General features: G+C 37.2%; 29 protein-coding genes. 7 read left to right on the forward strand and 22 right to left on the reverse strand.

Going from position 1 to position 22,929, the window contains the following annotated elements; translation table 11 throughout:
* Positions 1–3: 3 nt before the first annotated feature.
* From AC6CH1_RS07460 to AC6CH1_RS07510, 11 genes are all read right to left on the reverse strand, one after another.
* The gene (locus AC6CH1_RS07460; protein ID WP_498316883.1) at positions 4–837 is read right to left on the reverse strand and encodes an ATP-binding protein; all 834 of its coding nucleotides are present in this window, start codon (positions 835–837) and stop codon (positions 4–6) included.
* Positions 773–1,552, reverse strand: a complete 780-nt coding sequence (locus AC6CH1_RS07465) for a DnaD domain protein (RefSeq protein ID WP_498316884.1) — start codon at positions 1,550–1,552, stop codon at positions 773–775. Before AC6CH1_RS07465 ends, AC6CH1_RS07460 begins: the two co-directional genes overlap by 65 nt.
* Positions 1,553–1,565: 13 nt before the next feature.
* A complete protein-coding gene (locus AC6CH1_RS07470; RefSeq protein WP_498316886.1) occupies positions 1,566–1,736 on the reverse strand; it encodes a hypothetical protein in 171 nt (56 codons plus the stop codon).
* A 13-nt stretch (positions 1,737–1,749) separates the two neighbouring features.
* Positions 1,750–2,451: an MBL fold metallo-hydrolase gene (locus AC6CH1_RS07475; protein WP_498316887.1), complete on the reverse strand. Its 702-nt coding sequence runs from the start codon at positions 2,449–2,451 to the stop codon at positions 1,750–1,752.
* A gap of 2 nt (positions 2,452–2,453) precedes the next feature.
* Positions 2,454–3,392, reverse strand: a complete 939-nt coding sequence (locus AC6CH1_RS07480; protein WP_498316888.1) for a recombinase RecT — start codon at positions 3,390–3,392, stop codon at positions 2,454–2,456.
* Position 3,393: 1 nt separating this feature from the next.
* Positions 3,394–5,424 carry an AAA family ATPase gene (locus AC6CH1_RS07485; RefSeq protein WP_498316889.1) on the reverse strand — a complete coding sequence of 677 codons (2,031 nt, stop codon included), beginning with the start codon at positions 5,422–5,424 and terminating at the stop codon, positions 3,394–3,396.
* Positions 5,425–5,723: 299 nt separating this feature from the next.
* Positions 5,724–5,858 (reverse strand): hypothetical protein, encoded by a 135-nt coding sequence (locus AC6CH1_RS07490; protein WP_498316891.1) that lies wholly within the window; start codon positions 5,856–5,858, stop codon positions 5,724–5,726.
* A gap of 15 nt (positions 5,859–5,873) precedes the next feature.
* Complete coding sequence (locus AC6CH1_RS07495; protein WP_342573748.1) at positions 5,874–6,152, reverse strand: helix-turn-helix transcriptional regulator; 279 nt, start codon at positions 6,150–6,152, stop codon at positions 5,874–5,876.
* Between the two features lie 166 nt (positions 6,153–6,318).
* Entirely contained in the window at positions 6,319–6,516 is a 198-nt protein-coding gene (locus tag AC6CH1_RS07500; protein ID WP_498316893.1) for a helix-turn-helix transcriptional regulator, read from the reverse strand.
* Between the two features lie 39 nt (positions 6,517–6,555).
* Positions 6,556–7,341, reverse strand: a complete 786-nt coding sequence (locus AC6CH1_RS07505) for a phage antirepressor (RefSeq protein WP_498316895.1) — start codon at positions 7,339–7,341, stop codon at positions 6,556–6,558.
* Positions 7,342–7,352: 11 nt separating this feature from the next.
* Entirely contained in the window at positions 7,353–7,586 is a 234-nt protein-coding gene (locus AC6CH1_RS07510; RefSeq protein WP_498316897.1) for a helix-turn-helix transcriptional regulator, read from the reverse strand.
* A gap of 152 nt (positions 7,587–7,738) precedes the next feature.
* Between AC6CH1_RS07510 and AC6CH1_RS07515 the strand changes: the two genes are divergently transcribed.
* The 3 genes from AC6CH1_RS07515 to AC6CH1_RS07525 are packed head-to-tail and all read left to right on the forward strand — an operon-like array spanning position 7,739 to position 9,802.
* Positions 7,739–8,137 (forward strand): helix-turn-helix domain-containing protein, encoded by a 399-nt coding sequence (locus tag AC6CH1_RS07515; RefSeq protein WP_350480700.1) that lies wholly within the window; start codon positions 7,739–7,741, stop codon positions 8,135–8,137.
* 22 nt (positions 8,138–8,159) lie between these two features.
* Positions 8,160–8,594: an ImmA/IrrE family metallo-endopeptidase gene (locus tag AC6CH1_RS07520; protein WP_350480701.1), complete on the forward strand. Its 435-nt coding sequence runs from the start codon at positions 8,160–8,162 to the stop codon at positions 8,592–8,594.
* A gap of 41 nt (positions 8,595–8,635) precedes the next feature.
* Entirely contained in the window at positions 8,636–9,802 is a 1,167-nt protein-coding gene (locus AC6CH1_RS07525) for a tyrosine-type recombinase/integrase (RefSeq protein ID WP_498316899.1), read from the forward strand.
* A 73-nt stretch (positions 9,803–9,875) separates the two neighbouring features.
* Here AC6CH1_RS07525 and deoD read toward each other — a convergent pair whose 3' ends face one another.
* Together deoD and AC6CH1_RS07535 are read right to left on the reverse strand one after the other, a co-directional pair.
* On the reverse strand, positions 9,876–10,583 hold the full coding sequence (gene deoD / locus AC6CH1_RS07530) for a purine-nucleoside phosphorylase (protein ID WP_498316900.1): 708 nt from the start codon (positions 10,581–10,583) through the stop codon (positions 9,876–9,878).
* A gap of 190 nt (positions 10,584–10,773) precedes the next feature.
* A complete protein-coding gene (locus AC6CH1_RS07535) occupies positions 10,774–10,998 on the reverse strand; it encodes a YozE family protein (protein ID WP_498316901.1) in 225 nt (74 codons plus the stop codon).
* Between the two features lie 93 nt (positions 10,999–11,091).
* On the opposite strand from AC6CH1_RS07535, the gene AC6CH1_RS07540 reads away from it, so the two are divergent.
* Positions 11,092–12,879 carry a methyl-accepting chemotaxis protein gene (locus AC6CH1_RS07540; RefSeq protein ID WP_498316902.1) on the forward strand — a complete coding sequence of 596 codons (1,788 nt, stop codon included), beginning with the start codon at positions 11,092–11,094 and terminating at the stop codon, positions 12,877–12,879.
* Between the two features lie 44 nt (positions 12,880–12,923).
* Here the strand turns inward: AC6CH1_RS07540 and msrB are convergent, their stop codons facing one another.
* From msrB to AC6CH1_RS07565, 5 genes are all read right to left on the reverse strand, one after another.
* Positions 12,924–13,352: a peptide-methionine (R)-S-oxide reductase MsrB gene (gene msrB / locus AC6CH1_RS07545; protein ID WP_251687813.1), complete on the reverse strand. Its 429-nt coding sequence runs from the start codon at positions 13,350–13,352 to the stop codon at positions 12,924–12,926.
* Positions 13,349–13,879 (reverse strand): peptide-methionine (S)-S-oxide reductase MsrA, encoded by a 531-nt coding sequence (gene msrA, locus AC6CH1_RS07550; RefSeq protein WP_498316904.1) that lies wholly within the window; start codon positions 13,877–13,879, stop codon positions 13,349–13,351. Before msrA ends, msrB begins: the two co-directional genes overlap by 4 nt.
* 17 nt (positions 13,880–13,896) lie before the next feature.
* The gene (locus tag AC6CH1_RS07555; RefSeq protein ID WP_251687809.1) at positions 13,897–14,469 is read right to left on the reverse strand and encodes a YpmS family protein; all 573 of its coding nucleotides are present in this window, start codon (positions 14,467–14,469) and stop codon (positions 13,897–13,899) included.
* Positions 14,470–14,473: 4 nt separating this feature from the next.
* On the reverse strand, positions 14,474–15,385 hold the full coding sequence (locus tag AC6CH1_RS07560; RefSeq protein WP_251687807.1) for a GDSL-type esterase/lipase family protein: 912 nt from the start codon (positions 15,383–15,385) through the stop codon (positions 14,474–14,476).
* Between the two features lie 156 nt (positions 15,386–15,541).
* The gene (locus AC6CH1_RS07565) at positions 15,542–16,387 is read right to left on the reverse strand and encodes a DegV family protein (RefSeq protein ID WP_251687805.1); all 846 of its coding nucleotides are present in this window, start codon (positions 16,385–16,387) and stop codon (positions 15,542–15,544) included.
* A 197-nt stretch (positions 16,388–16,584) separates the two neighbouring features.
* Between AC6CH1_RS07565 and trhA the strand changes: the two genes are divergently transcribed.
* On the forward strand, positions 16,585–17,229 hold the full coding sequence (gene trhA / locus AC6CH1_RS07570; protein WP_251687803.1) for a PAQR family membrane homeostasis protein TrhA: 645 nt from the start codon (positions 16,585–16,587) through the stop codon (positions 17,227–17,229).
* A gap of 53 nt (positions 17,230–17,282) precedes the next feature.
* Here trhA and AC6CH1_RS07575 read toward each other — a convergent pair whose 3' ends face one another.
* From AC6CH1_RS07575 to AC6CH1_RS07585, 3 genes are all read right to left on the reverse strand, one after another.
* A complete protein-coding gene (locus AC6CH1_RS07575) occupies positions 17,283–17,753 on the reverse strand; it encodes a dihydrofolate reductase (protein ID WP_251687801.1) in 471 nt (156 codons plus the stop codon).
* 12 nt (positions 17,754–17,765) lie between these two features.
* The gene (locus AC6CH1_RS07580; protein ID WP_498316906.1) at positions 17,766–18,743 is read right to left on the reverse strand and encodes a thymidylate synthase; all 978 of its coding nucleotides are present in this window, start codon (positions 18,741–18,743) and stop codon (positions 17,766–17,768) included.
* 236 nt (positions 18,744–18,979) lie between these two features.
* A complete protein-coding gene (locus AC6CH1_RS07585; RefSeq protein ID WP_251687797.1) occupies positions 18,980–19,171 on the reverse strand; it encodes an ABC transporter permease in 192 nt (63 codons plus the stop codon).
* A gap of 437 nt (positions 19,172–19,608) precedes the next feature.
* Between AC6CH1_RS07585 and AC6CH1_RS07590 the strand changes: the two genes are divergently transcribed.
* Entirely contained in the window at positions 19,609–19,950 is a 342-nt protein-coding gene (locus AC6CH1_RS07590) for a DUF378 domain-containing protein (protein ID WP_498316908.1), read from the forward strand.
* Positions 19,951–20,606: 656 nt separating this feature from the next.
* On the opposite strand, the gene AC6CH1_RS07595 is transcribed toward AC6CH1_RS07590, so the two are convergent.
* Positions 20,607–21,200: a YpjP family protein gene (locus AC6CH1_RS07595; RefSeq protein ID WP_427709778.1), complete on the reverse strand. Its 594-nt coding sequence runs from the start codon at positions 21,198–21,200 to the stop codon at positions 20,607–20,609.
* 671 nt (positions 21,201–21,871) lie between these two features.
* Here AC6CH1_RS07595 and AC6CH1_RS07600 point away from each other — a divergent pair.
* A complete protein-coding gene (locus AC6CH1_RS07600; RefSeq protein ID WP_498316910.1) occupies positions 21,872–22,927 on the forward strand; it encodes a nucleoid-associated protein in 1,056 nt (351 codons plus the stop codon).
* The last annotated feature ends 2 nt before the right edge of the window (positions 22,928–22,929 follow it).

The following is a 22,929-nucleotide window of genomic DNA, read 5'->3' on the forward strand; positions in this document are numbered from 1 at the left end:
CGCCTATGCGCCCTCATTCTCTTGTAAAAATGCTTTAAACTGCCCAAAACGTTCTTTTGCATGTTCTCTACGGAAGCTGGTTGCCTTATTTTCAATTGGTTGCATCATTTCAACGATACGGTCATTTGCTCGCTTGCCAATCTGCTCAGGAAGCTCTTTCGGTGCCATATTGGATGTTGCTAAAATTGGCTTATTGCGGCGGTACCGGTTATCGATAATTTTAAAAATTGTTTCCTCTACCCAATCGCTTGTTTTTTCTGCACCAAGGTCATCAATAATAAGCAAGTCGCAGATGGATAATGCTCGTAATATCTGTTCCTCGGACTCTTTGTTATTCCGGTTAAATGTAGCTTTAATTTTGCTAAGCAGGTCCGGCATTGAAACAAAGACGACAACCAATCCTTTTTCTCGTAATGCATTATGAATGGCTGCTGCTAAATGAGTTTTGCCGTTTCCTGGATCGCCCCAAAGTAACAAGCTCTCTCGCCCGAATGTTTCAATCTTGTCCACGTAATACTGAGAGACTTTTAACGCATTCTCAGAACCTGCCCGCATTTGAAAGTTTTTAAAGTCGGCTTGTAAATAACGGTCACCCACTTGGCTAATGCTGAATAACTCCCTTACTTCACGTTCACGCTGAAAGTTTTGAAATTCCTTTTGTTCAGCGTCAAAGGCTTCTGCTTCACATTTGCATTTCGGCTGTACCCAGCGTTTTGTTCCTAATACATCAACTTCAATCGCTGGCACCGGCTCATTACAAATTGAACAAAGTTTATAAGGAGAAGTCGTCTGATTCTGCTCCACTAGCTGTTGAAATACCTTTTGAATGGGATCCATTTCTGCGACCACCTTTCTTTTCGTTAAATGCTACGTCATCTTGTTCGACTTCTGCTAAAGTAGTAAGGCGTTTTTTCTGCCAGTCTCTTAAAATACTTTCGATATAACGTAAAGTTGTAATGTTTGATAAGGCTGCACGTTTAATAGCTTCTAATATTAAGTCATGCGGATAATCTTTTAACCAGTAATCTACAGTTTCGATTTCGATAGGTGATAGATTGAATCGGATGTTCTGCTGTACTGAGTTGAAAACCTCGCGTGAGCGATCAGTAGTAGCAGTAGTATTTATAGATGTATTATTAAATAATGTATTATTATCCTTCGCCTTTTCCGAAGGGGGGTCTTCGACATACCGAATACCCCTTTCGGTTTCCCGAATAGGTCCTTCGGTTTTCCGAATACCTTCATTGAACAAATCGTGTCCAAGATTCACTCGAATTGTTCGTCTTTCAATCTGCTTACTGCCCTCTTTATAAGTAAACTGAATCCGAATCAAATTCTTTTCTTTAAGTCTATTAATCACTTCAGAACATCTACTTTTACTTAATTGAAACAACTTTGAAAAGTGTTCATTTGAAGCGAAACAGCCTTGCTCATTATCAAGACTCTTAATCTCGACTAAAAATATCTTTTCTTGCAAGGTAAGTGTTTCCGAAAGCCAAATGTTAGCTGGAATCCATATGCCCTCAAATCGCCTGTTGTATTGTTCAGCCATTGCCCTAGCCCTCCTACCTAAATCCAATCTCTCGTTCTATCAAACAGCCATAACGTCCTTCAGCTGTTCCTTTGATTTCACCGACTACTTTCCATCCTCTTTCCGCTTTAAAATTAATGCGGCGCATAAGCATATACATACTATTTGCGTATATTATTTCACGGTTCGTTTTTGATTGAGTCATTGCCCTGACCCTCCTATGGAATATGAATTAATTTGCCTGTCGCTCTTGCGACTGTATTAAATATCCGTTCTACATTGCTGTTGCTATCCGATAAATGCAACAAGTGGATTTCTTCAACTTTCGATAAATCGTTTGCTTTAAAAAATTCGATTAAGTTTTCCAGTGAAAAGTGAGAGCGCATCACACGTTTTCGCATAATCGGATGTGTGCGGCCGCTTTCAACATTTTCATCAAGTGTCTGCTGATCGTAGTTACACTCAATCATCAAATGTGTTAAACCAGTAAACTTGTATTTGATGTAGTAAGTGTCTGTTGCAAATAAGAGCTTGTCCCCGTTATCTGACTGGAGAAGGAATCCAAGTGGCTCATTTACGTCGTGCTGCACGTCAAACGGCAATATTGTCCATGTACCAATTTGGAACTGTTCTTTGCTTTTAATAATGCGAATTTGTGCATTATCTAAGCTCATACCGTCTTTTGTGCCCTGAGACATATAAATTGTCATGCCCCGTTTCAAACAGCCCTCAACGCCCCTGCAGTGGTCCATATGCTCATGTGATACAAGAACTCCAGCTATTTCAGAAGTTTTAAAATCTAGCCCCTGTTGTATTGCTTTAAAAGTGATGCCTGCTTCTAACAGTAAGGTTGTACTGCCATCGGAAACCCGATAGCAGTTACCATTTGAACCTGTTGCTAATGTTTGAATATCAATCATTTTTAGAATCCTGGGTCGTCATCCGGGAATAATTGTTCCTGTTGAATTTCGTCTTGAACAGGTTCAATGATTTCCGCCGCTTGTTTTTTAATTGGCTTATCGGAAACTGTTGTTGCAGCAATATCCAATTCCTCTGAGTTGGCATTTTGTGCAATTTCATACTGAACCTCTTGCACATCCCCCATATCCTTAACTTGCGGTTCAAATTCGTTTTCCGTTGTTCGATTAATAGCATCTACAAGTAAATCGCTGTCATCTGAAGTATTTAGGAATGCTTTTGCAGCACGATTGATAACGGTACGTTTCGCCATTTCCTGCGGATACTTGTTTTGCACTGATTGATTACTAGATTGTGACCATGATGTTAAAATTTCGGCCATTGTCATTACAGTTAAATACTGTCGTCCGTCTTCGTGTTCAATGATGCAATAAGCACCCTCAATATCTTCTTTTTGACCTGTTGCTGCTTTCCAATCAGCCTTATGTGATTTGAAAGTAAGCACCCCACGTTCGTTATACTCTACTTCAAACTCTTCACCTTTCCAGATGACGTTTGCCCAAATTTCTTTAATGCCTGTTAAACGTTTTATAACGGCTTGTGTACCATGATAAGAGCGTTGGAACTGTAATTTGTCACCGTATGCGATGAAATATCCTTGTTTCTTTGCAACCGATAAACCTTGAATTGCCATATCTTGAAGCGCAAACGCTACAGACTCAGGTGTTACTTTATCGATTAGGGCAACCTTTGTTTTGAAATCAACCGCTGTTAATGTAAAGTAAGCTGCTTGCAAAGCGTTGGCTGCTGAATAGTTACTTGGTAAACTGATTTGACCCTGCTCTTGCATTTGCTCTATTTTTTGAGCTACTTTCGTTACGAAAGCATTTTGTTTTTCTTTTTGCACCACTTGGTTATGTTGATTTGCTATTGCATTTGACATATTAAATTGCCTCCTTCAATTCGATTGGATCTAATTCAACTCGTAACTGCTTGTCCTTTTCTGAAACTACCAAGCTAATAAGCTGTGACTCTACATCGATAAACTTCGTTACAGCCTCTGCATTGTCTACGAAAATAGGTGCCAGAATGCCGTAATGCTCTGATAAAGTATTGATGATGTCTAAACCTACATTGATTTTTGCCGCATTATTTAAACCGCTTCCGTAAGGTACGCCGTCATATAATGTTTCGCAAACTTCATTAAGACCGCCATTGACCTGCTCTTCGAATAATTTGAAGCGAGCGTATTTAAACTTGCTGTTAATGCGTTCTGTAAGCATTTCAACTTTCTTGCGAGTGAATGTTTCGATAAGGAATAAGTTACCTTCAAGCACCTCGTATTCAGCAGCTAAACGTTGTTGCTCCGCTTCTAACTCTGTAATACGATTACGCTGATTTTCAGCATTGGAAAGTTGACCTAATTCAGCGTTAATAGTGCGTTTTTCTTCCTCCAGCTGAAGGATATTTTCATCAATATCTAAAATGATTTCATTTGCATTCGTTTTTGCTTTTGCTATTTCTTCATTAATTGAAGTAATTTGAACTGTTAGTTGCCTATATTGATCGGCTGTTGTTACATCCGGAACTGCAGTCTGTGCTTGTTGTAACTTTTCATTGAATTTCGAAACTTCTTTTTCTGCAGATGCTAATTTATCGTGCAGCTCCTCTGATTTAGGAATAAATGTTGTTGCAAGCTTTTCATTAATCGTTTGAATTTCAGCTTGCAATTGTTTATTTTCATTCGCATAAATAGGGCCTTCTTCTTTAATTTCACCTTTACGTTTTGAAATTTTTTCGTTAAATTGTGCAAGTGCTTCATCACGAACTGCTTCGACTTGTTCTTTTGGTAAAGCCTGTTTACAAGTTGGGCATTCTTCACAATCTCCGTTATGCTCAAATACCTGAGTTTTTAATAATTCGAACTCCTCGCGTAAACGCTGCATCGATTGTTCATTGCTAGAAATGCGGTCCATTCGTGTTTTAATTTCGCGCTCGGCATCATTTTTATCCATATCATTCATACGAATATCTGATTTAATGATTTGGACATTGCCCTGCAGCTCTTGAATGCGTGTTTGAAGTTTGTAAATTTCCTGCTTACTGTCTGTTTCAAATGTTCGCTTGAAGTCACCCAGCTGCATTTCAAGCTCTTTTAACTGATGTTGTTTATCTAAAACTGCTGAACCGTTTGTTACGTGGTAACGCTGATCCTTTAAGCCATTGATTTCCGTTTCTAACTTTTCCACTTTGGTTTTTAAAGCCTCGGCATCAATTTGTACTTCCGGAATCATTTTATGGATTTCGTCAATACGCACCGGGATTTTTTCAAGCTCGTCATTGATGTGCTTTTTACGGCTGGCAATAATCTTCTTCATATCCTCAATTGATTTACCGCTAAGGACATCATTTAATTTCGCCAACGCTGAATCTGATGCAATTACATCTTCATCCGAAATGTCGCCACACACTTCTAATAAAATGTTCCGGCGCTCCTGCCATTTAACGTTTTCATTGAAATACGTTGGTGAAGTTAAAAGCTTGAATACTTCCTCTTGTACGATGCTTTCCACCTTAGCAACGTATTCTTTTTTATTTACAGGAACATCATCTACAAAGTGTTCCGTAGTATAACCGCCAAATTCTTTATGAGCCTGTCCACGTTTTTTTGTCCATTTTTCCTTATAGACCTTTTTCAATTGAACTTCGGCACCGTCTACTAAGAAAACACCTTCAACGGTATGCTCCAGGTTGTGCACCTTCTGCCCTGAGCCAGTTAATGTTTGTAGGGCGAACTTTGAATCGTTGTTGCTATCTTTATCGAACAGCAGCCAAAGGAACGCATCAAACACTGTTGTCTTGCCTGTTGCATTGTCACCGTAAATACGGGCATTTTCACGTTTTAAATCAACATCCAGTTGACTAATGCCTTTAAAATTGCGTAATTTGATAAAGATTAATTCGATTTTCTTCATATAAAGAACCCTCCCGTGGTATAATTACGTAAATAAGATTTTTCAAAGCCACTGTTCCCAGCAGTGGTTTTTTTAATGGGCTTTCCCATCAAGCAACCCTCAATGCTTCCCTAGGAGGAGAACGGCTAACCAACCGATTGAAGGCTGCTTGACGAGAGCGAGAAAACTCTCGCACTGTCACGCTATTAAGTTGTGTTTCCTTTTCTACCACGATGTGGTATAATTGGTTTAATAGTTTTTTCATGACTTGCCGTTAATCATGCCAGTGATTAGCGGTTTTTTATTTGCCCTGTGTTCAATTAAAACCCTCCCATTGTGTAAAGTGCATACCCCGCGAACGCTAGTGCTGCAGCCACTACTATTAATACGGCCACGTCTGATTTTCCCGCTTTTGCTTCTTCTTCGAAAAAGTAATTGCGTAATGTTCTTAACATCCCTATCCATCCCCTCTACATAAAAAGCGGTATATTATTGATTGAAGCAGGTACTAATGAAACAACCTGAGCAAGTGCTTCTGTTGAAATACCAAACAATGACATCGCTGCTAAATCTTCTGAATTTGTTACCTTTGCAGCCTTCACCAAGAAGTTAACTTCGCAAGCAATAATATTTTTCTCTATACGACTCACTGTTGATTGCGTAACGTTCATTAAATCTGCAAAACTCTCTTGCGTTAATTGAGCTCGCTTTCTAAATGTTTTGATTAACTTTCCTACATCGATTGACACGATCTTTCCCCCTAAGTAATATGCGTATCGTGCATAAATGCGTGGTGAGCATATATGCACACTTTGCATAGATAAATATGTTCCGAGATAATATACTTAACTTAAGCAAGTTAACTTGCTATTGAGCTATTGCCCTAGCTCTTCTAAGTAAGCCGATTGCCCTCGGCTAACTAATTTGAGATTCTGCACCAACCGTTAACCAAGCATCGATTGCATCTAAATCAAAAACTAAAATACGGTTTGACGGTCTGATGTGTGGAATCTTCTTTGTTCTTAATAATCGATAAACTGTTGACTCTGACATAGGAGTTCCTGTCTCCTCTAAATAATTAACTAATGCCTTCGCTCCACGTACTCTTCGCATTAAAATCCCTCCATAACGGGCGCTAAATTTGCGCCTCTTTCAATTTGCTTTTTGAGAAAATTCCTTTATTAAAATATCTGTCAAAGCAATTTGCCCTTTTCCGGTTATTAAAGTTGTACCTGTCTGCATGTCGCCATCTGTACGTGTAACGACTGCTGGACGGACCCGGAACCAACCTTGTTCTATATATTTTTGTTTAGGTAAGTTACGCTCAGCACCAAATTGTTTAATGAGGTAACCATTATCACGTAACCAAGCAATCATTTTATTTCTACCGATATTCACACCATGTTTTTCATAAATCATTTTTGAAAAAGTACCAACGTTAACTGCTCCATCTGCAATGGCTACAACCTTTCCAAATTTCGTATATGGCGAATCAGCTTCAATTTGTTTGTGAAGCGCTTCATTTTCACGCTTTTGGCGTTCGATGGCTCTTTGTGCTGCGAATAAACCTTTGGCCATGATGATTGTTTCATCATCATCTTCATTTACATGAACATAAGCACCGTTTGCACGGATCTCTTTCAAAATTGTTTTGACCTGTTTCTTAAATTGTTTTGCGATAGGCTTTCGTGATTGCATTAATACTTCGTATAGACCATCTTCTGTTAAGAACCAAGCACTATAAGCATTGTTTACAGTGCCTATCTGCTCTAAGCTCTTTTCTTCCGAATCTACTGAGTTCATCATCATAGAAACATTTGAATGTTCAATCCATTCCGCTACATCCTTCGCTAAGAACAATGGGTTATCAAAAGTGCCGTAAACTGCAAAGTACTTATTAAGTACACATTGTTGATGAATAACTGCCAAATGATTCAAAATTATCCCTCCTAAGCTAATTTTTTGATACATTTTGTATCATTTTTGATTAAAAAAATATCAGGGAATAATTCCTTCATTGAAACCCCATACAAAGTTTCGAACTTTAACATTGTAGAAACAGATGGGTTTCTTCCTCCACTTTCCAATTTACGTACATATACTTCTGAAATCCCTAATTTTTTTGATAATTCTACTTGTGTAAGACCTAATGATTTACGTTTTTCTATCAATTTCTCTCTCACAATTTTTCACCTCTCTATTTGATACATTATGTATCTTAAATACAATATATCAGATACATTTCGTATCGTCAACACTTTTGATACTTTTTGTATCATTCATTTTAATAGATACAAATTGTATCTATAATAGATTCTATGAAGGAGGTGCTATTATGTTAGGAAAAAAATTAAAACAATTACGGGGGGACCGCAGACAACAAGATATAGCTGAGGCATTAGGAATATCGAGAGCAAGGTATTCTCACTATGAAAATGAAATTCGTGAGCCTGACCATGAAACATTGATTGCTTTAGCTGCTCTTCATAATGTTTCAATTGATTATTTAATTGGCAATGGAAGTGAAACTAAATTAACGGACAAAGAAGAGCGCGATATAGTAAATGATCTTCAAAATATTCTAGATGGACTAGACGGTGGATTTGCTGCTTATGATGGGAAAACTCCTGAAGAAATTGAGGACCAAGAACTATTAAAAGCTTCATTGGAGCAAGCAATGAGGTTAGCAAAACGAGTAGCTAAAGATAAATTCACCCCTAAAAAATATAAGTAGGAATTTGAAGGGGCGCGATTAAGTGATAGTAAAAAAGACTGCTGTTCATTTAGTAAAAAGACACGAAACTAATTGCCCGTTTCGAATCGCGAAAAGTAAAGGGATCAATATTCAGTTTCAGGATCTAGGGAATATCTGGGGTTACTATTTTGTTTATAAACGGGTACCAATTATCGTTATAAATTCGAAATTAAGTGAATCATTGCAGCGGGTTGTATGCGCTCATGAACTTGGTCACTCCATATTCCATTCAAATTTAAACACTTCGTTTATGAAGAAAACTACATTTTTTTCTGTAGATAAGATTGAACTTGAAGCTAACCGCTTTGCAGCTGAATTATTGATACCTGACGAAGCGATTGCCGAAACAAATGATGTATATCAGATAGCCTCTTTACATGGTGTATCAGTGGAATTAGTTAGACTGAAACTCATTTGTAAAGAGGAATTATTTTAATCAAAATAAGAACATACATTCTGTTTAAGGAGGAAGGTTTAATGGCAAGTTATGTAGAATTGGAGCCTAAGAACGGAAAACCACGAATAAAAATTACTGTTGAATTGGGTTATGATAAATATGGAAGACGTCAGCGTAAATACAAAACAGTTACATTGAATAGTATGAGCGAACGTGCAATAAAAAAAGCTATTACTGAATTTGAAATTGAAGTTGCTACTGCAGAAGATGAGAAAAATATCGAAAATATTACGGTAGCTCAGTTCTTTGAAAAATGGATGGATATGTATGTCAAAGCACAGCTATCTATTAGTAGTAGAGATTCATATTATTCATATTTCAATAATGGCATTTTAAAAGCTCTCGGGAAAATGCAAATGACTGAAGTTAAAACGTTTCATATGGTGAAGTTTTTTAAAGATCAACAAGCTGAGGGTATGAAAAGCCTTGAAGGTAAATATATGGCTCTGAAAGGTTTTTTTAAGACGGCTAAAAAATGGGGCATCATTGATGAAAATCCAATGGATGGTGTAGATCGTCCTGTGGGTGGAAAACGTTATAAAGAGTTAGAATTTTATGACGAAGAGCAATTAAAACAGCTGTTAAGTATTTTGGACAATGTTTATCCTCGACATGCTATTACAATTAAACTTGCAGCCCTCGTCGGTTTAAGACAAGCTGAAATTGCTGGTATTCGTATGGAATGCATTAATTACAAAGAGAATACAATATTAATAGATAAAACGTTGCTTTACGATAAAGAAACACAACGTTTTAAACTTGGTCCAACTAAAACCAAAAAAGCGCGAGTTGTTTCAGTTCCCCTTTCTTTAATGGAGGAAATAAAACGTCTAGAAGTAGCCAAAAAGAAATTGAGACTATCACTTGGTGACTTATGGAATCCTATGTTGGACGAAAATAACGAGCCAGTTAATTTGCTTATTACAAAACCAGATGGCTTTCCGGCTTATCCAAGTGGTATGAGTAATCGATTTAAAGAAATATTAAATCGATATAACCTTCCTAAATTAAATTTCCACGGGTTACGCCACACATATGCATCTTACGCTTTAAGTAAAGGTGTAAACTTCAAAATCATTCAAGAACAATTAGGTCACGCAAATATTCAGGAGACAATGAACACATATAGTCACTTAACATTGAAAGATAAAAAAGAAGCAAGCGACCTTTTTGACCACTTTTTATAAGTTTGGTCGCTTTTTGGTCGCTCGCCTCTATTTTCATAGCTCTTTTAAGGGTTCAAAACCCTTATAAACGTTGCTATTCTTGGATTGCCGCTTCCAACGCAATAACCATCATGTCATTGAACGTTGTTTGACGTTCTTCTGAAGTTGTTACTTCACCTGTCAGAATGTGGTCAGATACTGTTAGTACTGTTAAAGCTTGACGACCGAATTTCGCAGCTAATGTGTATAGTGCTGATGTTTCCATTTCAACAGCTAATACGCCATATTGCGCTAATTTTTCGTTTTGTGCTTCGTCAGAATAGAACATATCCGCAGTGAAGATATTTCCTACACGTACGTTTAAGTTCGCTTCTTTAGCAGCATTGTAAGCTTTTAGTAATAAATCGAAGTCTGCAGTTGGTGCATAGTCGATTGTACCGCCGAAGACAACTCGATTCATGTTTGAGTCTGTAGATGATGTTTGTGCAATAATAACGTCACGTACTTTTACGTCTTTTTGAATTGCACCACAAGTACCTACACGGATTAGTTTTTGTACACCGTATTCTTGCATTAATTCAGTCGCATAAATTGAAATTGAAGGTACACCCATGCCTGTCCCTTGTACAGAAACGCGTTTTCCTTTATACGTACCTGTGTAGCCAAGAATATTACGTACTTCGTTATATTGAACAACATCTTCTAAAAATGTTTCGGCAATATATTTTGCACGTAATGGATCTCCTGGTAATAGTACAATTTCTGCAATGTCGCCTTTTTTGGCATTAATATGAACGCTCATCAAAAAACCTCTTTTCATCATAATTCTTTTAAATTGTAAACGTTTTCGTATAAACATTCAATCGTTAGACGTCTTGCATCACAAAAAATTTTGCATAAAAAACAATATTTGGACAAAATAACGATTTTCTTTACGAAGACGTGTCTTATTTCACTATACCCCATCTCGCTTATTGCATGCAAAACAATGCTTATATTGAAAATTTATTTTCATATAGGTCCCATAATTGATCAAAGGCACCTATTGTCATATATTCATCGGATTGAAACTCTATATAATTCGTAAGCTCCTCGAAGCTGTCGGACATTTTTGGAAAAGCATGATCGAGAAACATACTTTCGGCAAAACGTACCTTTTCATCCGACCATTCTCCCCCTCTAAATGTTAGTGCAAAATGATAAAATGATTTTTTCAATATTTCCCCTCCTTTATACATTTTTTCACAATATATAGTGTAAATTTCCTATTTATGTAGTAAAATAGTTAAATACTGTTTTTTCAGAAAGTGGTGAATTATTTGCGAAATAGCAAGAAAACTAAGCCTAATAAAGAAAAACTAAGGAAAAATCCTATTAAACCGAAAGCCCTATTTCACTTCTTTCATCTAATACGAGGGAAAATTTTAATTGCTTTCACTATTTTAATGGCAATTATTATCTCTATGCAAATTTTGTCGTATATTAATATAACAAACTTGGAAAAAAACTTACGAGAATTTGCGGAAGAAAATTTAAAACAGCAAATGCATATTAATAGTTTAGCTTCCGATATCGCGAAGCTTTCAAGCCATGAACAAACTTACTTAATTACAGGCGACGAAAAATTTCTTCAATTATATGAAGAGACTAAGGACCGAATAAATACAAATTTAACATCTGTTGAAACGTCATTTAAAAATCAGGATGAAGAGCTTAAAATCCTCGGATTAATCCAACAGTTTTATGCTAATTATTTATCCTATTCTAAATCGACAATTGAAGTACGTCAAAAATATGGCTATGAAAATGCCGCTAAACTTTTTGCGAATAGCGGAAGCCAAAACTTCAAAGGGTATATTGATGAAAATACAGGTAAACTGATTCAAATACTTGAACAGCGCAATGAAAAAACTATTTCAGACTTGGAACAGTTTGCATTCGCTTCTAAAATAATGATTTCAGGATTAACAGGAATTGCCGTTATTTTAACAATTTCATTAGGTTATATATTATCGAAATCAATCCGTAGAAATACGAAAAAGATCAATGAATCAATTCTGGATATCGCCCAGGCTGGCGGTGACTTAACACGCCGCGTAAATGTTAAAACAAAGGACGAATTTTCTGTTATAGGAGATTCGACCAATATTTTAATCGACTCAATCTCTGCATTGGTTAAACGCGTTTCAAACCTTGCCGAAAATGTATCCGGAAGTTCACAGGAATTAATGGCCCTTGCAGATGAAAATGCTCGTACAATTGATTTTATTGCTGATTCTACGATGAAAATTGCGAGCGATAGCAGTGAAATTTTAAACAGTATCGGGAGTTCGGGTAATGAAATGCAGAAATTGGAGCAATCGATGCACGTATTAGACGGAAAGGCACGAGAAGTTCAGCGAGCTGCATCTGAAATGAAGGACGCTGCACACCAAGGAAGCAGATCAGTAAACCACTCATCCATTGTCATGCTTGAAATTGAGGAAACAATTGCAACTACTTCTGATACGGTTGAAAAATTAGGGGAAAAATCAAAAAATATTACTTCAATAATTAGTTCAATTACAGCAATTGCCGAACAAACAAACTTACTCGCTTTGAATGCGGCAATCGAGGCTGCTCGCGCCGGAGAACATGGACGAGGCTTTGCAGTTGTAGCGGCTGAAGTACGAAAACTTGCCGAACAGTCCCAAAAGGCAGCAAAAGAAGTTTCGGCAATCGTTGGATCAATTCAAACAGAGGTCAAGTCCATTATCGAGCAAAATCACACAGGGGTAGAGAAAGTAATCCGTGGTGTGGAAGTGACAAATGAGACGACCAATTCTTTACAAAATATATTACTTCAGACAGAAAAAACATCTGATATTTTAACAGAGATGGTTGCTCAAATTGAACAAACTTTAAATAATAGTCACGGTGTAACAACATCGTTCGTACATGTTGCTGCAATAGCAGACAATACGGCTGTCAACACAGAACGCAGTGCAGCTGCCGCATCTAAAGGATCTGCTTCCATGGAAGAAATCAATGCATCTGCAGTGGAACTGGCTTCACAAGCAGATCACCTTCGAAGTGTTGTCAATGAATTTAAAATCTAGTATTAAAAAACTCGCTCATGGGACTTCCCATAAGCGAGTTCTTTTTATTCAAACAGTGATTTATATTCACCGTAGCCTTCTTTTTCAAGATCCTCCACCGGAATGAAGCGCAATGCTGCTGAATTGATGCAATAACGCAACCCGCCTAATTCTTGCGGACCATCCGGAAATACGTGCCCTAAATGGGAATCGGCTGTTTTACTGCGGACTTCCACACGACGCATACCGTGCGACGTATCAAAATGCTCGGTTACCTCTACTTTCTCAATCGGCTTTGAAAATGATGGCCAGCCACAGCCCGCATCATATTTGTCTTTTGAACTGAAAAGAGGCTTTCCTGAAACGATATCCACATAGATACCCTCTTCGAAAACGTCATTGTATTCATTGCGGAATGGCGGTTCCGTTCCTTGGTTTTGTGTAACATGATACTGCATTTCTGTTAACTCTTTTAAACGTTGCTCTTTATTCATTTATTTCGCCCCCAGTATTTCTCAATAAATCCAGCACGCCCTGAACCAACCGAATAGCGTTCGTAATGTGCCGGGTTCTTCTGATAGTAGTGCTGATGATAATCTTCTGCCGCGTAGAACGGCTTCGCTTCAAGGATTTTAACGGCAATCGGTGATTTGAATTTTCCGCTTGCCTCCAGTTTGGACTTGGATAATTCGGCAATCTGCTTTTGGACATCATCATGGTAAAATATCGCCGTAGTGTATGATTCGCCACGATCATAAAATTGACCGCCCGTATCTGTCGGATCGATCAATGTCCAATAAAGTTCTACCAGTTTTTCGTACGGATAAATTTCAGGATCAAACGTAATTTGAACTGCCTCAAGATGGCCCGTTGTTTCACTGCATACTTGTTCGTATGTCGGGTTTTCAACATGCCCGCCCGTGTAACCGGAAACGACTTCTATAATACCAGGCTGTTGATCAAACGGCTTTACCATACACCAGAAGCAGCCCCCTGCAAATGTCGCTTTTTCATATGCCATTAAAATTACCTCCTATTTTACTTCGTCTGGTTTGGAATAACTACTTCCAACTCTATTTTATCATTTGGTAAATCAATTTCCTTCGCACGCACTCTGGAACCACTTGCAATATTTATGCGAGACAGATCTACATAAATTTCTTCGTCATTTGGTTTCACCGTAATCCAATTTGGAAAATTAACCGCATCATCAATCATTTTCAGGACGGTTTTCGGAGGAATATTTACCTTGCCGACGTGGACCGCTTCTTGACTCAGTGTAATATTACCGTTATTTACAACTGGAATGAAGTCCATCTGAATCGGCAAATCGATATTAAAAACAGTTAATGTACTGTATAGATAAATTTTATCATCCACTGTCAGCTCTACCGGAACAGGTGACTGGTTCATAGCTTCCGATAAATATTGTTTTGCAATTGCTTCGAATTCTTTAGCTGTCGTTTCCACAGTCAATATGTTGCCCTCAATAGGGAGTGGTGGCTGTTCTGTTGCTTGTTCTACATCAGCAGTTATTAAATAGAGCAATGTGGCAAATGTAATGAGTACTGCTCCAGCCAATAATAAAAATGCGACTTTCCATTTGTTCATCTTCTCACTCCTCAAATCCTAATAAACCGTCTGACATCTGCTCAATATCACATTGTTGCATTGTTTCAATGATGCGTTTTGTCATACGATCATATCCTGTGCTATTCGGATGAAAGAAGTCTACATGATATACCATATCCTCATTTGAGACAAATAAATCCTCTACAGATACAAAACACGCATTTTCATCTGTGGCAGCAAGCTTTTCGATTTCACCATTCCACTCCGAAATAATCGGATCGAAAGGTGTAATCTCATCGACTACGATTGAAAAAGGATTGTAGAACCCAACTAAAATAATCGGCGCATCAGGATTTACTTTACGAATTTCTGCAATGACTTCTTCGTAGCGCTCAGCAAATTTGGGCAATTCCTTATCAAACATAGACTTTTTCATTGAAAATAAATTCTTTTTTACAATTTTCATTACATCATTACCGCCGAGCGTAATCGTGATCAGATTTGCTTTTTGCAGTTCTTCTTCATAGTGGCCCCGCTCAAGTAAACTTAACAGCTGGTCACTGCGTCTACCGTTTTTACCTCGGTTATCGAGTTCCACTTCCTCTACCATCGGCCATTTTTCCAGCTCCTCCTGTAGGCGAATTGTATAGCCATAATCCTGGGTTTCGTCTCCAACACCCCTTGTTAGCGAATCACCTAATGCTAAATAAAAAACCGATTGTGCATCTTCTTCCTTACGATCAGACCAGTCTAGTTGAAATACATCATTTATAATATCAAAAAAGCTCGTATTGATTGTTTCTTCGTTTTCGGCTTCTTCTTCTGATATAGACAAATCATTATTATCATTGGATGAATTGTCGGATTGTTGTGCTTCTTCTATTTGTGGGTCAATTGTAACGGAGCATGCGGACAAGAAAATGACAGCTAATGATGTGAGTACTAACCGCCACATGCAACTTCCCCCTTTTTATTTTGTTATTTCATTATAAAATATTTTCCTCACCTTTAGGAATGATTTGCCTATAAAAATAGTGATATATTTGAAAATATTTTTAAATTTATAAAAAAAGTAATTCTAAAGTTAATATTCTTTAGAATTACCTTTGATCTATTCTGTATAATAAATAAAGCCGATTGCACCTTCACCTGTATGTGTACTAATAACCGGTGAAGTAAAGGCAACTTCAACTTGTCCTGTATAACCTGTTGCTTTTACCTGCTCGATCAACGGATTCACTAACGTATCCATTGCATTCGCATGAGAGATGGCAACACCTGCCACTTTTTTACCTTTAGTATCCTTTTCAAATTCACTCATTAAATATTTCACCACTTGCTTATAGCTGCGCGGTTTTGCACAAATCGTCACTTCCCCAATATCTAAGTGACCAATTGGCTTAATATTCAATAAAGAACTAACGACTGCCTTACCTTTTCCGATTCGACCGCCTTTAACCATGTTCTCCAACGTGTCCAATGCAACAAAAAGACGTGTGTTTTCACGTACACGATTCACACCAGCAACAATTTCCTCCAATGTAGCACCTGCATTACGTAGACGGATCGCTTCACGAAGCTGGAATGCCAACCCGAAAGCAATATAACGCGAATCTATTACGGTTACGTCAGAATCAGTCATTTGTGAAGCTTGATTGGCTGACTGATATGTACCGCTCATACTCCCTGTCATATGGATTGATATAATTTTTGAACCATCTTTTCCAAGTTCGTCATATAACTCTTTAAATATACCAGGAGACGGTTGAGAACTTTTCGGAAGTTCTTTTGCTGTTTTTAATAATTTAATAAATGTATCCGGTTGCAAATTTACACGATCTGTATACGTTTTATCATCAATTTGAACTGTTAATGGTACTACATGAATTCCATGTTCCTGAATTTCCGCGTCTGTTAAATCGCAAGTTGAATCTGTTACGATATGAATTTGACTCAAAGAAAACACATCCTTTTTCTATCTTCCTTACTATTATAAAGAAATCATATTTGTTTACCAATATGACATTTGTCATTGAAGAATGACCCAGTTTATCACTATTTTCATATGACATATAGCAGTATAACATCATGACATCCATCTATCACGAATATTTCGCTAAAGAATTATACTAATATAAAGGAGCGTGATGACTCATGCACAATTTAGACGCATTTGATTATAAAAACTGGAAAGAAGAACTTTGGAATGCCATAACACATGGTGTAGGACTTGCCATTAGCATACCTGCATGCATTCTATTAATTATTCATTCAGCAGCTAACGGCACAGCAGTACATATTACTTCCTACGCTATTTTTGGCTCATCCTTGATTTTACTGTTTTTAATGTCGACATTATTACATAGTGTTCCGGAAAAATATAAACGGTTCTTTTCAATACTGGATCATTCTTCAATATATATATTGATTGCTGGTACTTATACCCCGTTTTTACTTGTAGCAATCGGAGGTGTGACAGGCATTGTCATGCTGTGTATTATTTGGTTTATTGCAATATTAGGCGTTGTGTTCAAATGTTTGTTCATTCATCGATTCGAAAAATTATCATTGGTGCTTTATATTTTAATGGGCTGGCTTATCATTTTCGCCATTCGACCATTATATGCATATTTGACGTTTGATGGTTTTATGCTAATGCTTATTGGCGGTCTGCTATTTACATTTGGCGCAATTTTTTATGCATGGACCCGCCTTCCGTACAATCACGCGATTTGGCATTTATTCGTTATTGCAGGCTGTGGATGCATGGTGGCTTGTGTATATATGTATCTGATATAAAAGAAAAGGACATGCTGAAGTTTTGATTCAGCACGTCCTTTTGTTTTTAACAGCTATTTTTCGTAAATACAGTACTGGAACGTATATCCATCTTCGGACTCGATAGGCTCGAGGCATGAGATCTTCTTCCAGTCATCGTATGACGGAAAATAAGTGTCCCCTTTAAAACTATGGTTGATGAATGTAATATATAACCGATCGGCAATGGCCATCGACTGCTCAAATATTTGGGCACCGCCAATGATCATCACTTCTTCTTCACCTTCAACTAGCGCCAATGCTTCTTCCAGGTTTCCTACTACTTCAATTCCTTCTGCTGTAAAGTTTTCATTTCGAGTAATGACAATATTTCGGCGTCCCGGCAAAGGTCGTCCAATTGAATCGTAGGTTTTACGGCCCATAATCATCGGTTTTCCCATTGTCATTTCTTTAAAGTATTTCAAATCACCCGGTAAATACCATGGCAAATCGTTTTGATAGCCAATTACCCGGTTTTCATCATGCGCAACGATTAATGAAATCATCGTGCCCCCCCTTTATACTGCAATCGGTGCTTTAATTGTTGGATGCGGATGATAGCCTTCAAGCGAAATATCTTCCATTTCAAAATCAAAGATCGATTGCTTATCTTGATTTAACTTTAAGATCGGCAATTGCTTCGGCTCACGAGTGAGCTGTTCTTTTACTTGTTCAAAATGGTTTGAATAAATATGGGTATCGGCCATGCTATGCACAAACTCACCAACTTCAAGTCCACATTCATGGGCAATTAAATGCGTCAGCAATGCATAGCTCGCAATGTTAAAAGGCACCCCTAAAAATGTATCTGCACTGCGCTGCGTAAGCATACAGCTCAATTTACCCTCAGCAACGTAGAACTGGAACATCACGTGACATGGCGGTAAAGCCGCTTTACTGCCCTTTCCTCCAGCATCGATCACATCTTCCGGGTTCCATGCATTCACGATAATACGACGCGAATCCGGATTATGTTTAATCAAATCGATTGCATCTTGCAATTGATCAATCGATTCACCCTCTGAAGTTGTCCAATTACGCCACTGTTTCCCGTAAACATTACCCAAATCTCCGTATTTTGAAGCAAATTCATCATCATGTAAAACACGTTCACAAAATGCAGAAAGTTCTATTTGATACTGTTCATTAAACGCTTCATCAATTAGGGAGCGTCGTCCAAAGTCACTCATATCAGGTCCGATGTACTCTTCTGATTCTACCCACTTTTTAAATGCCCATTCATCCCAAATATGGTTGTTGTTCTGAAGTAAATAGCGGATATTCGTATCACCTTTAATAAACCAAAGAAGTTCACTTGCAACGAGTTTAAACGGTACGCGCTTAGTCGTTAAAAGCGGAAAGCCTTCCTGTAAATTAAAGCGCATCTGATAGCCGAAAATGCTGCGTGTCCCTGTTCCTGTACGGTCAGATTTATCTGTCCCGTTGTCCAAAATATATTGCAATAAATTTAAGTATGTATGATCTGCATGTACCATTGTTTTTCACTCCTAAAGAATGTTCTCCGTTTATTATATAGACTTATGGTGAGAAAAACACGTCAATCTGCAAAATCGCTCGAAAATCCTACTGAGCGAAAATTTACTAATGATTCTAAAATAATATGTATAAAAAAGGGTACAATAAAAGGCGCTACTCGTATTTCGTCTGCTGAGTAGCGCCTTTAGTCAAATGTGTCTAAGTCATCGTATAGCTCAATCGTTTGCGTCAATTTTTATGTTGCCTCCCTAAGAATTGTTTTGTTGTTTTCCAGAATTTGAATCATTTGCAGTAAAATTTTGTCCTCAATTTTTTGAGCACCATTTACTTCTTTTGCAATAATTTTCGTTAATTCCAAAATTGTATTTACGTCGAGCTTATGTTTTTCCGCTAATTGGAATGCTCGCCCTAACTGACCGGTTATCATCGGCAGTCCTCCTTTTTACTATAGTATACAAATATTATACCTCGAGTTACATAAAAATTCACCTTTAATTTTTAAATTTTTGTAAATTACACAAAAAAAATTAAGGTCCTTTTATCAACCGCATAGTAATATTATGATAAATCGCCGGATACTCTATTCCCAACGTTAAATAAATAACTTTCGCTTTATTTATTACGAAATCAGAACTATATATTTCCCTCTTTGTTGCTGCAGATATTATTTCCTATTTTTAATTATTTTTATTTTCAAAGGGACATTTTTATTCGTATTTTGATACATTTTCTTTTTAAAAAAAGAAGTATAAACAATCGGTTCCCGGGAAAAATACGAGCAGAAATAGATACTTGAATTTCTTTTGTATGTGTTTTTTACATACCGAATGAACTTCTTTATCTAAAATAAAGGAGATGTTTTAAATGGGAACATTATATAGAATAGCCCTCGTACTTGTAATTATTGGAGCAATTAACTGGGGACTTATCGGCTTTTTCAAATTTGATTTAGTCGCATCATTATTCGGCGGTCAAACTGCCGGGTTATCACGGATTATTTATGCACTTGTCGGTCTTGCCGGTCTTGCATGTATTCCTCTGTTAATGAAAAATCTTGACGAAGAAGACAATGCAACCGTTACTCATACAAGAGCAACGAACAGACCGAATTATAATATGGAAGCTGGTAAGGAAGCCGATTTCTCAGAATATGCAAAGCAAAAAAACAAAAACAACAATAACAATAACGACAATAAAGAGAAGTAATTCAGAAATATTAACAAAAGCAAAGCACAAGACCAGGCGCTCGATAATGAGTACCTGGTCTTTTAGCTTATTCAGTACTTTAATCTTGGGATTAAGTAAACTTATTTAAATAAAGTTCTTCTCTTCGCATATTTTATAATACTTAAAATAAACCTGTTAATATCTTTATCCATCCAAAAATAGAGGTCCATAATATAACGCTTAAAATCAGGCCATTAAATAAACCTAAGAAAAATCTGTTTTCCAAGATTACCACTCCCTAAATTAAAGGTTGGCCAATCACAGATTATTTAAGCTTTGATCGCTTATGTTTCTTTTGGCAAAGGATGGAAGAATAAGCACCAAATTTTGGAGCTCCTTGTTAAAACTTTAATATGGAATCTCCCTTTTTCGTGGAAAAAAAAGTGTATTGTTGATAATTCATCAGTAATCGTTTATCGTTTTTTGGAAATAACCTTCCAAAAGTTGTATAGTGTAAGGAGAGATTAAATTTAACGAGGTGAAATTATGAGTTTTTGGACATGGGTAGCAATCATTATTGCATTAGCTAGCGGAATTTTTGCCGCTAATTCCGGAAAGAAGAAAATCGAAAAATAGAATAAGAATTTTTAAAGCTTTAAAAAAGCACCCGACCAGTTGGCGGGTGCTCTATTTTGCTATGATAACCACTTAGGCGGTGTGTTTTTGCTCCAGTAAATCTCGCCAAGGTCGTAATGCTTTGAATAGTTGTCTTCAAACGTATGATAGTGGAAATTGTAATAGTAGCCATCAAAAGGACGGTTCTCTGTTCGCACATGGAAGCGGATTACGTCTGTTTTTGATTTGCTGTCAACAATGTGGAAGATTTTTTCTGAATAATCTCCACTCGGTTTTTCGGAAACCGTTAAGTTACGCAGTTTTTCATCACCAACTCGTTCCACAGTCATTGCAATAGCTTCTTCGATTTTCGGGAAAATATTCGTTTCGAATTGTTGTTCAATAACCGGTCCGACTTTTGTTCCAAATTTTATGTATGATTGTTCTTTTGCAGCAGACACAAAGTCATCTGTAGTTGGCAGCGGTTTTTCATCAACGATAATATCATCCAACTGATAGGCAGCTGAAATATGGTTGTCGCTTGGACGATCCAATGCCGATTTGCCATGCCGGTCTTCATCAAAATTGGCCCAAATTTCATGCTTTGGTGTAATTAAACCAAACGATAATAACGCAACGGAGACAACAAGAGATTTGTAAATCCATTTTTTCAAGTCTATCACCCACTTTTATTATGTATAATTTTAAAACGCTCTTCTTAATATATACGAATATTATAACAAATAGTTTCATCTTTATTGTAATCATTGTACAATAAAAAAGGAAGATATTGTAGGTTATATTAAGGGAGGTTCTAAAAAATGGACATTGTTATGGGTCTTGGATTATTACTAATGCTTGGGTATATGACTTCTTTATGTTTCACGGACTAATATTTTTTAATGTGCCATCCAAACCGATTTGGATGGTTTTTATTCGGAGAATTGGACAAGGGGCCCCCAAATATTGGGGACCCCTTTAGTATTTAATAGATAGATTTATAAATAAATGAAAGTCTCAACCCGATCATCCGGGGAATTTATATTTATTCGGAGTGCACAACTCCAGTTTTAACCGCGGTAAAATTCTACTAATCTCTTCTAACTTAAGCAACATAGTCCCAACCTGCTACTATGTCCTTGCAGCCCTGAAGCTTGCGCCAGTGTGAATAAGTATCTTCAAAAACACTAGCAGAAATGCCAATTCATTTATAGCACTATCTAAAATAGCACAAAAACAATCATAACACATATGTTCGCGTTTGTAAACTGAATTTGAGTCCGTGCAAATTTTCATAATGTCCGCTATACTTGAAAAATCGGAATTTAAAAGGAGTTATGTAAAGATGAATGAAGTTGAAACAACATTATCAATCCAAATGAAACGGATGGCTGTTACATTGCTGGATATGCAGCAAAGCCGTTTTGTATCTGCAAGTGAGACAATGGATTTATCCGCACTTCAATCTGAAGTGTATAATCAGTTCTTTGAATCATACATAGATGCAACGATGAATAGTCCGAAATCTGTTGCATGTAAATTTTTAGACCGTGACAATGATATTATGACTAAAATGAACCGTTATGTAGAATATCCTGATGATACCCATTTCTTATCGCTAGCCAATGATTTATCAAATAAACTGTATCAAATTATGCAAACGGTATCGAACAGTAACGGCTCGGTCTTTGTCGCGCATATCGAACTTATTGGCGAAGACTATATTCTACTGTTAAAGCTGGATCCAAAAGACGCGGTACAGATTGATTTGGAAACACTGCATTTGAAAACAATCGAAAATATTTTGCCTGATGCATCGAGTCGTGTACAAAAATGTGCACTCATTCGAATGAATTATGATCCGCTCGAAGAAAATGTTTATGTATTGGATAAACAATCGGATGGCGAACCGGCGAAGTTTTTCATGGAAACTTTCTTGCAGGCCACTCCGATCGCGTCCGACAAAAAGAAAACAAAAATGCTCATGAAGGAATTATATGAGAAAATCGCGGAATCGATCAATGAAGAGGAGACTCTCCACCTACAAAGAGCGATTGATGAGGAATTTGAACATGGCAAATATATTGAACTAGACGCATCGGTGCATAATATTTATGAAGCAATTGCACCACCTGAGAATCGGGAAGATTTCGTTGAACAAGGTGCCAAATTGTTTATCAATGAATTCACCGACCGCAATCCAGACTTCACGCCTACATTCGAAGTGAAACGGGATGATTTGCATGTTGTTTATAAATCGGCAGAAGGTGAAATTCTCTTCCGTTATGATAAAGGATTGGACAATATTGATGTAAAGCATGATCAAGTAAGCGGTACGTATACGATTACTATACGTGATGCGGATACAGTAGGATTTACGCTGCATAAAAAACCGCTATAAGT

The sequence above is a fragment of the Solibacillus sp. GQ1 genome, assembly GCF_059758555.1.

Coding starts and splice junctions, on each gene's coding strand:
- AC6CH1_RS07460 (WP_498316883.1), bottom strand. CDS start 837: ATGGATCCCATTCAAAAGGTATTTCAACAGCTAGTGGAGCAGAATCAG.
- AC6CH1_RS07465 (WP_498316884.1), bottom strand. CDS start 1,552: ATGGCTGAACAATACAACAGGCGATTTGAGGGCATATGGATTCCAGCT.
- AC6CH1_RS07470 (WP_498316886.1), bottom strand. CDS start 1,736: ATGACTCAATCAAAAACGAACCGTGAAATAATATACGCAAATAGTATG.
- AC6CH1_RS07475 (WP_498316887.1), bottom strand. CDS start 2,451: ATGATTGATATTCAAACATTAGCAACAGGTTCAAATGGTAACTGCTAT.
- AC6CH1_RS07480 (WP_498316888.1), bottom strand. CDS start 3,392: ATGTCAAATGCAATAGCAAATCAACATAACCAAGTGGTGCAAAAAGAA.
- AC6CH1_RS07485 (WP_498316889.1), bottom strand. CDS start 5,424: ATGAAGAAAATCGAATTAATCTTTATCAAATTACGCAATTTTAAAGGC.
- AC6CH1_RS07490 (WP_498316891.1), bottom strand. CDS start 5,858: ATGTTAAGAACATTACGCAATTACTTTTTCGAAGAAGAAGCAAAAGCG.
- AC6CH1_RS07500 (WP_498316893.1), bottom strand. CDS start 6,516: ATGCGAAGAGTACGTGGAGCGAAGGCATTAGTTAATTATTTAGAGGAG.
- AC6CH1_RS07515 (WP_350480700.1), top strand. CDS start 7,739: ATGTTAGGAAAAAAATTAAAACAATTACGGGGGGACCGCAGACAACAA.
- AC6CH1_RS07525 (WP_498316899.1), top strand. CDS start 8,636: ATGGCAAGTTATGTAGAATTGGAGCCTAAGAACGGAAAACCACGAATA.
- deoD (WP_498316900.1), bottom strand. CDS start 10,583: ATGAGCGTTCATATTAATGCCAAAAAAGGCGACATTGCAGAAATTGTA.
- msrB (WP_251687813.1), bottom strand. CDS start 13,352: ATGAATAAAGAGCAACGTTTAAAAGAGTTAACAGAAATGCAGTATCAT.
- msrA (WP_498316904.1), bottom strand. CDS start 13,879: ATGGCATATGAAAAAGCGACATTTGCAGGGGGCTGCTTCTGGTGTATG.
- AC6CH1_RS07555 (WP_251687809.1), bottom strand. CDS start 14,469: ATGAACAAATGGAAAGTCGCATTTTTATTATTGGCTGGAGCAGTACTC.
- AC6CH1_RS07560 (WP_251687807.1), bottom strand. CDS start 15,385: ATGTGGCGGTTAGTACTCACATCATTAGCTGTCATTTTCTTGTCCGCA.
- trhA (WP_251687803.1), top strand. CDS start 16,585: ATGCACAATTTAGACGCATTTGATTATAAAAACTGGAAAGAAGAACTT.
- AC6CH1_RS07575 (WP_251687801.1), bottom strand. CDS start 17,753: ATGATTTCATTAATCGTTGCGCATGATGAAAACCGGGTAATTGGCTAT.
- AC6CH1_RS07580 (WP_498316906.1), bottom strand. CDS start 18,743: ATGGTACATGCAGATCATACATACTTAAATTTATTGCAATATATTTTG.
- AC6CH1_RS07585 (WP_251687797.1), bottom strand. CDS start 19,171: ATGATAACCGGTCAGTTAGGGCGAGCATTCCAATTAGCGGAAAAACAT.
- AC6CH1_RS07590 (WP_498316908.1), top strand. CDS start 19,609: ATGGGAACATTATATAGAATAGCCCTCGTACTTGTAATTATTGGAGCA.
- AC6CH1_RS07600 (WP_498316910.1), top strand. CDS start 21,872: ATGAATGAAGTTGAAACAACATTATCAATCCAAATGAAACGGATGGCT.